This is a genomic window from Falsiruegeria sp. JB4-1, from assembly GCF_055693495.1.
The window spans coordinates 3,726,764-3,740,115 of the sequence record NZ_JBVFTZ010000001.1; the positions used below are offsets into that span (position 1 = coordinate 3,726,764).

Genomic DNA, 13,352 nt, shown 5'->3' on the forward strand with positions numbered 1-13,352 from the left:
AACGTCATGTGCAGCGCCAACCGGCACTGTACGGTCCGGGCCTAGCGTCGACAACCGGGGCAGCATTGACCAAAACCCTGGCCGCATCAGTTCCAACATCACATCCAATCGCATCGCTATCATCACGCACACGAAGCCGAACGAGCAGATCCGCCGGGCTTTCAAAGACCCTCTCAACCCGTTCCCCTTCCAAAATTACACCATCACTGAATTCCCAACTCCAATCGGTGATCTGACCATCCAGATCACTTGAGGCACCAGCATCGAATACAACTGCATCCCCCGGACACACGACGCGGTCGGGCCCTGCCAGAGCACTCGGTGCAGAGTTCACCCGCACGTATGTCTCTTCGCTGCGTCGACTGCTTAACAGGCCGCGCCCATCATCCATGCTGACCCGCACGGGGAACAAGCCGGGGGAGACAAAGTTATGCTCGACCGAAGCGCCCGCAATTTCTGCACCACCTCCGAATTGCCAGCTGACTTGCGTTCCATCTTCTACGGTCACGCTCCAGGGAGTATCTACACCCGGACATACAGCACCATCAGCAGCCAGCCCCGCGAGTGGCGCCGGTGTGACCCGAATAATCTGTTCGACATTTCGTTCAGAATTTCCAACGCCCGCGTCATCCCAAACTGTCAGAACAACGGTTTTGTCGCCCGGTTCGGTGAAACGGTGCGAGGCCAACACGGTGTCCGCCGAGCCTCCATCTCCAAAATTCCAGCGAAAACCGACAATCGCGCCGTCCGGGTCTACAGAACCTCCTGCATCGAACCGAACGGATTCGCCTACCGCCACCTCGGCAACGACGTCCATGACAGGTTTAGGCGCAGCGTTCACGATTACCTTGCGAATAATTTCCAGATCGGTACAGCCCTCGGTTCCGCCGGACAGGTTGGTGCGAAGCGTTACAAAATACGCGCCCGGGCTCTCAAAGATATGAGATACCTCCTTACCTGTGGATGTTGACCCGTCCGAGAACTCCCACTCAAACCCCAAAGCCTGTGCTTCACCCAATTGTTCAAGCTCGGCTGAAAACTTCGCTGGCATGCCCGCTGCGGCCCGATCCGAGCCGATGATTTTCAATGTCGGTGCCTCGACCACAGTAATGTTGGCAACATCGCTGTCGAGTGGGCTACATGCACCACGCGCCTCGCCCGTAATCGTAAGAGTCACTGCATAGGTTCCAGCCCGCTTGAAGATGTGAACCGGTGTTTCACCGCTGCCGGAATTGCCGTCACCATAAGTCCAAGCAAATGCATTCACGGCCCCATCCGCGTCCGTTGATCCCGAACCGTCAAAGCGAACTTGTTGGTTTGAACACACAGTGCGGTCCCCACCTGCATCTGCAATTGGGCCCTCACGCACGAGCGCCGCAATGCGATCGATGTCTGTTCCATACTGGGTGCCGGTTTCATTCCGCACAGTTAGCGTCACGGGATACACTCCCGGTTGCTCATAGGTCTTGGTCGGGTTGATCAGATCTGAGGCACTGCCGTCCCCAAAGTCCCATTCGTATGCCAGCAACCCACCATCTGGATCGGCGCTATCCGAGGCATCAAACAGGATGGGTTCACCAGAACACACATCCCGGTTTCCCCGGCATCTGCCAGTGGGCGCGCGCGGATCGTTACCTTTGTGGCATCCACGGAACGCGCGTTTGCAAGCCCCGTGCCATCGTCTACCCGCAGTGTAACCGGGAACACACCCGAGCGCGGATAGATATGCGTGACCTGCTCACCATAAACTGGCGACGACCCATCGCCAAAGTCCCAGTGATACATCAACGCATCCCCGTCGGCGTCCTTGGATTGCGAAGCATCAAAAGAAACATATAGCTTGTCAGTATCAATATCCGGCCCGGCCTCGGCCACTGGCGGGTGGTTCACACGGATCGTCATATCATCACTGGCCGTGCTGTTGAGAACGCCGCTGTCGTCCGTTACGACCAACTGTGCTGACCAGACACCTGGAATGGGATAGTGCCGTTCCACTGTACGCGCTTCAAGCGGCGCGCCCAAGTCATCAAACTCCCACCGATAACTGGTTACTCGACCATCGCTATCAAAACTCTGACCCGCATCAAACTGCAGGGTCTCACCTGGAGCGATCAAACGGTCCGTTCCGGCAACCGCCACAGGGGCGGCGTTCACTGTGATGAATACTTCATCCTCGTCCTCTGCCGCGCCGCCTTGGAAATTGTCGCGCACCAACAGACCAATCCGATATAACCCCGGTTCATCGATCGTGTGCGCAGCTCGAACACCAGACACTGTTTGTCCGTCGGGGAAAGTCCAGATGTGTTCAGAAACCTGCCCATCCGGGTCAATCGATGCTCTGCCTGAAACCACGAACTCCTCTCCCGGAGCCACAGTCTGTGACGGTCCAGCATCGGCAATGGGCGTGGCATTGACAGTTACCTGCAACGTGTCGCGGTCCGTATTCAGCGGCGCGCCGCTGTCATCACGGACGGTCACGGCAACCTCGTACTCACCGGGCCGTAAGAATGCATGACTTACCGTCTGACCGGTTGCGGTACGTCCGTCGCCAAAATCCCAGACCCATTCCGTAATGGTCCCGTCCGGGTCGACAGATCCCCCTCCGTTGAACTCCACTTCGCTTGCGGTCACAAATTGATCCGGACCGGCATCAGCCACCGGTGCGGCATCGACACGCACGGTTCGGGTGACCGATTGCAAGGCCGAGGCAGTCCCACTGTCGTCTTCAACGGTCAACGTAACCGTGAATTGGCCGGGTTGCGTCCATGCATAGTCAACAATTGGGCCTTCTCCAACCGCGCCATCCCCAAAATCCCAGATGTAGGAAAGCACTTCGCCATCGGCATCAATGGTGGCCGATCCGTCGAGCAGAGCAACCTCGGACACCGAGACCGGTCGCTCCGGGATCGTGAAGGTTGGCTCGGGCGGAGAGTTGACCTCAACCCGCATCCCGTCTGTCGCGAGATTATTGACCACACCGCTGTCGTCGATGACGGTCAGTAACACCTGGTAGGATCCACTTTCGGCATATTCATGACTGACGGTTTGACCTTCCAGAACCGTGCCGTCGCCCATGCTCCAGCGATAGGTGTCGATCAAACCGTCCACGTCGTAGCTGGCTCCTCCCGAGACAGTTACGGTTTGCCCCACGATGGCACTCTGGTCTGTGCCAGCCTCGGCAACAGGTGGGAAATTGACCACAACCCTCCGGGTCGCAAGCCCGACGTTGCAGGGGTGTTCGCTGTCATCCTTGACCCGCAGAACGGCGCGATACTGACCCGGCACTTTGTAAACGTGGTTGGTTTTGGCTCCTTCAGCGCGGCCACCGTCGCCAAACGTCCAGCTATGACCCGTAATTGGACTATCCGATTCCTGGGAACCAGAGCCATCAAAGTCCACCGTTTGCCCCGGCGCGACCACGATATCCGCACCAGGCACGGCGACCGGTGCATTGCGCACATGAACTGGCAACATAATTTCATCGCCTCGCCCAGGCCGAGTGCCGGGGTCCAGAACCCGCAACCGAGCAGTATAACGGCCTGGTTCCGCGTAGCGATGTGCCACCACAGGCTTTTCCGAGCGGTTTCCATCGCCAAAGTCCCATTCATGCCCCAAAGGGGTCAGTCCGATAGATCTGCTGGCGTCAAAGGCCACTGAACGGCAATCGGCCAACGGGCGGACACTGCCAATGGCTGTCGGACGAGATGGCGTTGGCGCGTGTTTTGGGGGCATTTTCAGTGGAACAGGATCACCTGCCGCGTCAAAAACGGCCAAAGTGACATCATTGGGCGTCTCAAACCCACCGATCAGGCTGATGGCCAGATTGGTTTCATCGGTATCCACTGTGTCCGAAGTCCAGAAATCCTGCCCTGAAATTCGCAACCCCAAATCGCCGTAGTCTGTCACCAGCGCCAATTCCCCTTTGGCGCCATCGAAGCTCTGGACCTTCAACGGGCCGTTGGTGGTACGGGTGAACCAGACTTGCGTCGCCGTATCGCTGCAGCTGACCAACGCACGGTTGGACGATAGGCAAACATTTCCAAACTTTGAGGCGCGCGGGCACGATCACGAGACAGACTTACGTCCAGAGAATACCCATTGCCATCGTTGCCCTTGCTGCCCTGTACATCGATACGGAAATAAGCGCGACCGCCAACAACTTCGCCCTGACTGGCCCTGACAGCGGTCAGATTGACCCAACGGCCGTCAGTATCACGATCAGATCCCCACGCTTTTTCGACCAGAATCTTACCCGGTTGTGTCACTGGATCATATGGGATCAATCGCGGTTCACGTGCTCCATCTTCGACCGGGGTTGGACGGTCTGCTTCGGTATATGCGCCAGCCCCCCAAACACACGAAACGTAGTTTCAGAGTCGGCCGCCCCGCCATACGTAAAGTCGCGCTTGCCAGATGTCTCGGGGTCGAAGATTCGGACAAAAACGCGATCTTTCAGATCAGCTGGAACGCTGAAAAAACCTGCTCACGCCGATCGACGTCCCCTTCGCGCGAGGGGGCACGGGGACCGTATACAACAAGCAACCCATCAGCCGGGGCCAATTGCTGCGCTACACCGCACTCGGATGACAGGATCACAGCCAACGCGGCAGCTGCGCAGCCTTTTATCCATCTCATTTCCGTTCCCCTTCACCGTTCCTTTTTTGACCACCCCGGTGCCCCCACCCCGGCTGGTCGTTATTGTTCAAAAGCGGCATTCCCCGCGTAGTCTTCGATGATCAATTCAACCAATTCCAACTTTCCCAACTCGGGCGGTAGCACTGCCCGGCACAGGCCGCTGGAATTGTCGCACCGCAAAAAGCCTTCGATTTCGGTGCCCCCCGCGCTAATGACAAACGGTGCCGCCTGACGCAGCCCAGACGCGTCACGGGCCAGCACTTCAATTTCAATTGGTCCGCTATCGCCTTCGGGGCGCCCGAGCTTTGCGCTCAGAACCTCGGGCGGATCAACATCCAGCAATGTATTCAGACGTGTGACACTTACATTTCCAACCGCATCCGTAGCCACAAGCTCAAACTCGTTGGGTCCGGGCACAAGCGATACGGACAGATCAAACCGTCCGTCTAACATAGGCAGTTCTGTTCCATTCAATGTCAGGGCCACCGCGTCACCTGCAGCACCGGTCACTGACAAACGTTCGTCGGACGTGGCCCGAGGTGGTGGTACATCCAGCGTAATCTGCGGCGGGGTTTGATCCTGAATTGCCATAAAACCCAATTCGCCTTCGACGGCTCCTCCCGGAGCCAAAACTTCGATCAAGAAGTTTTGCACCAACTCGTCCACCGGAACGGTGAAACCCAATGTGCCGTCAGTTGCCACCTGCGTACGTAGCAAAACACCTCCACCCCCTGACCTGACAACGACTGCCGCGCCAGGATCGGCCGTGGTTTTAGCAGATACAGAGAGCTGCCCGGTGCGAGACGCCAACGCATCGTTTACCGTGGCAATCCCGTCCGAAAATACGATGTCGACCAAAGCTGCGGGCCGATAGACAACTGTCTGGCCGCGGCGACTCACATTGCCAGCCAGATCAATTGCAACGACCTCAATCGCGTTTTGCCCCGGCAAAAGGGTCAGGTCGGTTACGAAACTGCCATCCCCGTCAACCTTGAGCGGCTTACCGTTGAGCGTCAGCGTCGCCTCTAGTTCAGTCGCTCCCCAAACTTCAATCTGCGGAGTTGTGGCGATGGTATCGGCACCTGGAGACATCAGCGTCAGAAACGGCGGCGTATCATCAACCCGCAACGTGAAATCGCGGGCCGTGCTCCATTCTCCCGGCAGGCCCAGCTTGTCCAGCGCCGCCACCCGCCAGTGATAGCGCTTCGGCTTCAGACCCGTTGCCGCAAAAGCCGTGTCCCGGATACCCCATTCAGAAATTTGCATCTGGTTGAAGCCCGGGTCGCTTGCAACTTCGAGCCAATACGCCTCTGCGCCCTCAAATACGTCCCAGCTCAGGTTTGCGGCTTCTGAATAAAGGATTTGTCCGACCGATGGCAGATTAAGGAGCGGGCTGGTCAGAACTTCTGCCCGCTGTGCCCCCGATCCAGCAATGACAACGCCCTCGTTTTCACCCAAGGCAAAGATCTGCCCTCCGCGCTCGATCTCAAGCTCAGGTGTGTCATAATTTACAAACCGCGCACCGCTTTGATCGTTCTTGATCCAAAAATCCGCCGAGTTTGTCGTGGTTTCAATTCCAGGGACATCAATCTCAAACGTTGTTTTCTCCGATAGCTGATTCAACAGGGCATAAAAATCACCCTCAGCCAGCGATACCTTGGTCACTTCACCTCCCGTCAACGGGTCTGAACGCATCCGCTGGATCGTGGCATTCGAATTCGGGTTGAGCCTCAACCGGCTGAGGTCGCGAAATGTGATCTGCGTTGTGCTCGCAGAAAGCGTACGGACACGCTCGAACTCGACCAGAACATCGTTGCGGGCACGATCCGACCACTTCGGCTCGACCGGCGCACGACCTTCAACGTTGCCCTGTACATCGGACACTACGGCCTCGGCTGAACGATCCCGTTGCGCGATCGAAATATCCAGCGCTTCTCGGGCGAAATCGCTGGCGACACCGGCATAATTGACCACTTCGCGCCATTGGCCAGACTCACGTTGAGTGACGGCAGTGTCGCGGTTTTCTATCGCCCGTCCTATTTCGACAGGCGCAAAAATGCGCGCACCCTCTGCATTTGCCTTTTGAATAGCCTGCAACGATGTCAGCAGGGCTTGGTCCGCTGCCGCGACTTGCCTGACAGGCAACCGCAACTCTGTGCCCGGGCGCAGGTCCGCAGGTGAAGCAATGTCGTTGAGCGCCAGAACAGCAGGCCACAGGTCGGGATCGCTAAGGTGCCTGCCAACGACGCCACGGATCGTGTCTGTTTCGCCAAAGCGCACGACTTCCAGTGGAGCTGACCAAGGATCAGTCTCGGCCTGGGCAATGGGGGAAATTATCAGAATAATGCATGAAACAATCCCGGCCTTCGCCCGTGGCAAAGACAAATTTCGATCAATCAAATTCTTCTTCAACATCATACCGCCAGTCCCAAATGACCGATTTGTCGAAGCAAAACGTCTGCTTAGTATAGTCTCAAAGGTGTTTGCTGCCCCCGGAATGCAGCAAACACCAAAAGTAAGCTCACAAATTAACTCAAGGTTATGCCAAAATTCTAGATTCACCAAATTTGTTTCAAAATTCGAAACAACACGGCGCCAAGCAATGCGATTCGTCAGGACAAATTTGCCACCGGTTTGTTTTGCTTCAGAGTACGTAAAACAACATTTGTTTGTGCGCTCGCGACTGCAGGCAGACGGAACAGAAACCCGTCAAGAAACCGGTTGTATTGTTCTAGATCCGCGCACAAAACACGCAAATGGTAGTCCGATTGCCCGGTGGTGGCAAAGCACTCCTGCACTTCGGGGCTGGTTTCAACTGCGCGAATGAAATCCACGATCTTTTCTGGATCATGGCGTGTCAATTGAACATGAACGATAGCCTGGAACCCCAATCCCATCGCTTTGGGGTTCACCACCACTCCATAGCGTTCGATAACACCCGTATCCTCAAGCATACGTACGCGCCGCCACAGGGCCGAAGTGGACATTCCAACTGCCTCAGCCAGGTTTGAATTTGAGATCTCGACTGTCTTGCTGCAACATCTTCAGGATCTGGAAGTCCCGATCATCCAAGTTCAAATTTTGGTTCATGCATCCACTATTCTGTCAATTTCCGGGTCATCACACCAAGAATAAGCAATCAATTGCAAGATTTGGAACAAAAAACCAGCAGCCAAGGGTTAAGTTGAGACTAGCCGGAACCCAAAAGTGACCCCAGCCATGACACTACACAAATCAAACTTGCGCCCCTATCAACTCTCGGATCGCTACACCAACACGACAGGGCGCGTGTTTTTGACCGGAACTCAGGCCCTTGCCCGGATCATGATGGATCAGGCTCGGCGTGACCGTGAATCCGGGTTGAACACGGCCGGTTTTGTTTCCGGTTATCGCGGCTCGCCACTTGGCGGGCTGGACCTTGAGCTTTGGCGAGCACGCGATCGGCTGGCCGAGGACAAGATTAAATTCATGCCCGCCGTGAACGAAGATCTGGGTGCCACGGCTGTCCTGGGTGCACAACAGGCGACGCTTGATCCCCATTGCGAGGTCGAGGGCGTGTTTTCCATGTGGTACGGTAAAGGCCCTGGCGTCGACCGCTCTGGCGATGCGCTGAAACACGGCAATGCCTATGGATCGGCTCCCAAGGGTGGCGTGCTGGTCGTGGCGGGCGATGATCATGGCTGTGTCTCAAGCTCGATGCCACACCAATCCGATGTGGCCTTCATGACCTGGTTCATGCCAACGCTGAACCCGGCATCCGTCGACGAATATCTGGAATACGGCGAATACGGACTAGCGCTGTCGCGGTTTTCTGGAACCTGGGTTGGGTTCAAGGCGATCAGCGAGACGGTTGAAAGTGCCCGTTCGGTAGAATTACACCCCGACCGCGCGTTTGAATTGCCGCACATCGACGTGCCCGCTGGTGGGCTGCATGTGCGAGCGGCCGATCTCCCCTCGCCCGAGATCGAGACCCGCATTCAACACAAGCTGCGCGCCGTACGCGCCTTTGCCGAGACCAACCCGATTGATCGCCGTGTGTATGACATCGAGAAGGCCAAGTTCGGCTTTGTCACCACCGGCAAGGGCCATCTGGACCTTATGGAGGCGTTGCGCCTGCTTGGCCTGAACGAGGGCAAGTGCCGCGAATTGGGCATCGACATCTATAAGGTTGGCATGGTCTGGCCACTCGCCCGCCGCAACGCCCTGCGCTTTGTGAAAGGCAAGGCCGAGGTGCTGGTGGTCGAGGAAAAGCGCGGCATCATCGAGAGCCAGTTCAAAGAGTATTTCTATGACTGGCCCGGTGACAAACCGCACAAGATGGTTGGTAAATACGACAGCCACGGTGAGCCGCTGATCCCCTGGACCGGAGAGCTGAGCCCACTGATGCTGGCCCCCATCGTCGCCGCGCGGCTGGACGCGTTTTTTCCCGAGGAGGACCTGCCTGCGAAAGCCAAGGCGCTGACCGACACGCCACCGCAGTTGATCAACGTACCAGGCGCAACCCGTACGCCGTATTTCTGCTCTGGCTGCCCGCATAACAGCTCGACCAAAGTGCCCGAAGGCTCCACTGCGGCCAGTGGCATTGGTTGTCATGTCATGGCCAGCTGGATGGACCGCCAGACGGTGGGTTATGCGCAGATGGGCGGTGAAGGGGTGCCGCATGTGGTGGCCAGTAAATTCAACGGTGGCAAGCATATTTTCCAGAACCTTGGCGAAGGTACCTGGTATCATTCCGGCTCACTCGCAATCCGTCAGGCGGTCGCAGCGGGCACCAACATCACCTACAAGATTCTCTATAACGACGCAGTTGCAATGACGGGCGGTCAGCCTGTGGACGGTCCTGTCAGCGTATCCGGGATCGCTCAGACGTGCCGTGCTGAAGGGGTCGATCGGATCGCCTTGGTGTCGGACAACATCGAAAAATTCTCGCGTGCCAACTTCCCTGCCAACACCTCATTCCACAACCGCAAGGAAATGGATCAGGTCCAGCGCGAATTGCGCGAGATCCCGGGCGTCACAGTGCTGATCTATGAGCAGACCTGTGCCACCGAAAAACGCCGTCGCCGCAAGCGGGGTACGATGGATGACCCCAAACGGTTTGCATGGATCAACGATTTGGTCTGCGAAGGCTGCGGTGATTGTTCGGTCGCGTCCAACTGCCTGAGCGTCGAGCCGCGCGAAACGCCTCTGGGCCGTAAGCGTAAGATCAACCTCAGTTCCTGCAACAAGGATTTCTCGTGCCTCGAAGGGTTCTGCCCCAGCTTTGTCACCGTCGAAGGCGCCACCCGGCGCAAACGCGCGGTGACACTGGACCTGGAGACCATCGAGGCCGGGTTGCCCACTCCCGAGCTGCCACCACTCGACGTTCCCTTTGACCTTCTGGTCACGGGGGTGGGCGGCACCGGCGTTGTAACCGTCGGCGCGCTGATCACCATGGCCGCGCATCTTGAAGGCAAAGGCAGTTCAGTGCTCGACTTCACCGGTTTTGCTCAGAAATTTGGCACCGTGCTCAGTTACATCCGTCTGGGTGCTGCGCCCGAAGCGCTGAACCAGGTGCGGATCGACCAGGGCACGGCGGATGCGGTGATCGGTTGTGATGTGGTGGTCAGTTCGGCCCCCAAGGCCTCGGCCCACTATAGCTCGGGCACTCGAGTTGTCTTGAACCGGGCGGAAATGCCGACCGGCGATTTGGTTCTACGCCGCGATGCGCAGTTGAACGTCGACACCCGCGAGGTCGAGATTTCAAAGGTTGTGGGAGCCGACAACGTGGCCGGGTTCGATGCCAACGCGTTGGCCGAACAAGTGCTGGGAGATGCGGTCTTTGCCAATGTGATGATGCTGGGCTTTGCTTGGCAACAAGGTCTGGTTCCGGTCGAACAGATGTCGCTGTCTCAAGCGATCCTGCTGAACGGCGTGGCCGTTGAAAAGAACAAGCTAGCTTTTGCTGTTGGACGCGCGATGGCTGCGGACTCAGCCCGCCTGAAAGATATGATCACGCCCGAGGAACAGCCGGAAACGCTGGATCAGATGATCGCGCGCCGCGCGGCGTTCCTGACCGACTATCAAGACAAGGCTTACGCCCAGCGCTTCACCAACCGGATTGAGCAACTCCGCGCCCGAACATCGGACGAAGTGGCCGAAATCGCCGCGCGCAACCTGTTCAAGCTGATGGCCTATAAAGACGAGTTCGAAGTGGCCCGCCTGATGACCGGGCAAGCCTTTGCTGATGAGTTGGCCGAGAATTTTGAAGGCGATTTCAAGCTCAACTATCACATGGCCCCGCCCATCCTGAACTTTGGCAAGGACGGTCGCGGGCGCCCTGCAAAGCGCGCATTTGGGCCATGGATGCAGTCGGTTCTGGGTCTGCTGGCCAAGGGTAAAGGCTTGCGCAATTCGCCCCTGAACCCGTTCGGCTATCATTCCGAGGCCAAAATGCATCGCGACACACTGGCGTGGTACGAGGGGCTGTTGGATCAAGCAAAGGATACCGAGGCTTGGCAGGCGATCCTGTCCGTAGCAGATGAGATCCGTGGATACGGGCCAGTGCGCGAACAGGCTGTCAAAGTCGCCAAAGCCAAATTCACAGATCTAAAGAGTGCCTTATAGAATTAGGCGGCCTTAACATCCTGCTGCTGTATGTTGCCGAGCCACAGCCGGTCAATCCGATCCAATTCTGCCGGGTCGAACCGGGCCGCGACCTTCCAATAGCGGCCAGAGGGAACATAGTAACCCAGCGCGCGTTCTTGTGCCTCGACACTGGCGAGGCGCGAGGTATCGGTTAGCGGCGTTTTACTCATCCGCTCCGGAGCAGACCGGGGGCACACCAAGCGGCTCTCTCCTTGGGACAGGCGCACCATACGGCACCCTTGGCGGGCAGCGTATTGCATCAAACGCGCGGATTTGGCCTCAAGCGAGCGCAGCGTGATGTCCTGCCGCAACGGATCCGCCTGCCCGGTTCCATAGAAATGCGTGTTGCCTCGCGCAGGATAGACCATGTCGCAGCCGAAATAGGCGATCACGTCTGGCTTCAACGCGTGTAGCGCCCAATACCCCGCTGTAAAAGCCATCGTGCCGCCTGCGTAGACAAAGCCACCATAAGCGTTTTGCGCGGGGACATATTCCCGGGCGGTGATGATCTTCTGGTTGGGCGCCAGTTTGGCAGGTTGGTTTGCTTCGGGAAAATCCTCGGGGTGGATCAGGAAATCCCAATCGGGCCGAACGCGCCAGGCGTTGTTGATGGCCAAGATGTGGGTAAAGGGTTCGCGCGACCAATCTGCCGCCTCTTGCGCGCAGGGCGCAGAGCCCAGAATCAGAACTTTTGGTCCCGTCTGTGTCATAATCGGATCGGCCTCCTGCCTCGCATCTCAATGCGCCAAAATAGGCCGATCCGATTGGCAGTCCAGATGTCAGCCCAAAACCGAGAAGCTGCTTTCCTCGTTGATCGGACGTTTGCGCGAATAGAAACCAACGTCGATCATGTGCCCGGTATAGGGCAATTTGAACTGCAACGGCGCATTGTCGTGATCGCCGCCGCCTTCACAGTAATCGACCAAGGCAGCCATCATCTTGCCCGCAATTGGGGCATTCTTGTATTGGTTCCCGCTGGTGCCGCAGGCCATATAGAACCCCGGTAAACTGGATTTGTCATAGATCGGGATCCAGTCGGTGGATGCATCATAAAGATCCACCACCCCGCGCGTTTTCGACGGGATACCAAGCGATGGCACACGCTGCGCATAGCGCATGGCCTGCGTGGTCCATTGGTCGGTGAATTCTCGATTGTAGTCCTTGTCATCCTCGCACCACTGGTGGGGATCGCATTCAGGGTCTTCGGATCCGATCAGAATATGATTGCCGTGCTCGGGCCGAACATAGAGCGAGATATCGCTGTCCGAGACGATTGTGCCCTGTTCTTCGAAATTAAACCCCTCTGGGCTGGGGACATGCACCACCTCTTGCCGCAGCGGTCGGGTTTGGATGGTCATGTCATCCAAAACGCCCGCCATAGTGTTGACGATGGCCGAACCGGGCCCTGCCACATTGATCACCACAGGGGCATGGATTTCCTCTCCGTCCGCCAGTTTGACACCGCTGACACGACCATCTGATTGTAGGATCTCTATCACTTCGGCGCCGGTGCGCACCTCGGCGCCATGCTGACGGGCGGCATTCATCAGGTTCTGCGCGCTCAGCGCCGGGTCTGTGACATAACCTGCTTGCGGCCAGAACACCGCACCACCCATCTTGCGTCCGTTGGGTTGGCCGAATTCCGGATCATCCATCCGTTTGGCCGGGGCAAAACTGTCGAGCGTGTAGACCGGCATCTTTTCGACGACCTGCTCTGGCGACCATTCTTCGAACGGGCAGTCCAGCTCGGCGCTGTATTTCATGTGCTTCTCAAGCTGACCGTTGGCGTCCGTTTTCATCACCAGACACCCAGTCTGCTTGAATTGAGCCAGGTTCGCACTCTCAGGTAGGCCAAGGTAATCAGCCCAATCGCGCCAATAGTGATACCCTTCCCACGCAAAGGCGGTGCCGTCGAAGGTGGAATAATGCATCCGAATAATGGCACAGGACCCGGCGGTCGAGCCGTGGCCCACCTGTGCGTTACGATCCAGCGAGAGGGTCTTGCGCCCTGCCTTGGCCATCTCAAAAGCGATAGCTGCACCGATGACGCCGGTGCCGATGATGATTGCGTCTGGGTTGCTCATGTCTTG

At 57.4% G+C, this 13,352-nt stretch carries 8 protein-coding genes and 1 pseudogene; 1 reads left to right on the top strand and 8 read right to left on the bottom strand.

The window, feature by feature from the left end:
* Positions 1-4: 4 nt before the first annotated feature.
* The 6 genes and pseudogenes from ACZ1HE_RS18970 to ACZ1HE_RS18995 all read right to left on the bottom strand — a co-directional run bounded on the left by ACZ1HE_RS18970 (position 5) and on the right by ACZ1HE_RS18995 (position 7,725).
* Complete coding sequence (locus ACZ1HE_RS18970; protein WP_472623332.1) at positions 5-1,588, bottom strand: PKD domain-containing protein; 1,584 nt, start codon at positions 1,586-1,588, stop codon at positions 5-7.
* The gene (locus tag ACZ1HE_RS18975; RefSeq protein ID WP_472623334.1) at positions 1,480-3,951 is read right to left on the bottom strand and encodes a PKD domain-containing protein; all 2,472 of its coding nucleotides are present in this window, start codon (positions 3,949-3,951) and stop codon (positions 1,480-1,482) included. The genes ACZ1HE_RS18970 and ACZ1HE_RS18975 overlap by 109 nt, the downstream gene beginning before the upstream one ends.
* Positions 3,948-4,265, bottom strand: coding sequence for a hypothetical protein (locus ACZ1HE_RS18980; protein WP_472623336.1), 318 nt, complete (start codon positions 4,263-4,265; stop codon positions 3,948-3,950). The genes ACZ1HE_RS18975 and ACZ1HE_RS18980 overlap by 4 nt, the downstream gene beginning before the upstream one ends.
* Before the next feature lie 187 nt (positions 4,266-4,452).
* Entirely contained in the window at positions 4,453-4,635 is a 183-nt protein-coding gene (locus ACZ1HE_RS18985; protein ID WP_472623338.1) for a hypothetical protein, read from the bottom strand.
* A gap of 60 nt (positions 4,636-4,695) precedes the next feature.
* Positions 4,696-7,053: a FecR domain-containing protein gene (locus ACZ1HE_RS18990; protein WP_472623340.1), complete on the bottom strand. Its 2,358-nt coding sequence runs from the start codon at positions 7,051-7,053 to the stop codon at positions 4,696-4,698.
* 194 nt (positions 7,054-7,247) lie between these two features.
* A pseudogene (locus ACZ1HE_RS18995) lies at positions 7,248-7,725 on the bottom strand (Lrp/AsnC family transcriptional regulator).
* Positions 7,726-7,854: 129 nt separating this feature from the next.
* Here ACZ1HE_RS18995 and ACZ1HE_RS19000 point away from each other — a divergent pair.
* Positions 7,855-11,241 (top strand): indolepyruvate ferredoxin oxidoreductase family protein, encoded by a 3,387-nt coding sequence (locus tag ACZ1HE_RS19000; RefSeq protein ID WP_472623342.1) that lies wholly within the window; start codon positions 7,855-7,857, stop codon positions 11,239-11,241.
* A gap of 2 nt (positions 11,242-11,243) precedes the next feature.
* Here the strand turns inward: ACZ1HE_RS19000 and ACZ1HE_RS19005 are convergent, their stop codons facing one another.
* A complete protein-coding gene (locus tag ACZ1HE_RS19005) occupies positions 11,244-11,972 on the bottom strand; it encodes a hypothetical protein (protein ID WP_472623344.1) in 729 nt (242 codons plus the stop codon).
* A gap of 69 nt (positions 11,973-12,041) precedes the next feature.
* Positions 12,042-13,346 (bottom strand): NAD(P)/FAD-dependent oxidoreductase, encoded by a 1,305-nt coding sequence (locus tag ACZ1HE_RS19010; RefSeq protein ID WP_472623346.1) that lies wholly within the window; start codon positions 13,344-13,346, stop codon positions 12,042-12,044.
* Positions 13,347-13,352: the final 6 nt, after the last annotated feature.

What these genes read in the sequence shown, in the direction of transcription:
- ACZ1HE_RS18985 (WP_472623338.1), bottom strand. Translation starts at nt 4,635, where the DNA reads ATGAGATGGATAAAAGGCTGCGCAGCTGCCGCGTTGGCTGTGATCCTG.
- ACZ1HE_RS18990 (WP_472623340.1), bottom strand. Translation starts at nt 7,053, where the DNA reads ATGATGTTGAAGAAGAATTTGATTGATCGAAATTTGTCTTTGCCACGG.
- ACZ1HE_RS19000 (WP_472623342.1), top strand. Translation starts at nt 7,855, where the DNA reads ATGACACTACACAAATCAAACTTGCGCCCCTATCAACTCTCGGATCGC.
- ACZ1HE_RS19005 (WP_472623344.1), bottom strand. Translation starts at nt 11,972, where the DNA reads ATGACACAGACGGGACCAAAAGTTCTGATTCTGGGCTCTGCGCCCTGC.
- ACZ1HE_RS19010 (WP_472623346.1), bottom strand. Translation starts at nt 13,346, where the DNA reads ATGAGCAACCCAGACGCAATCATCATCGGCACCGGCGTCATCGGTGCA.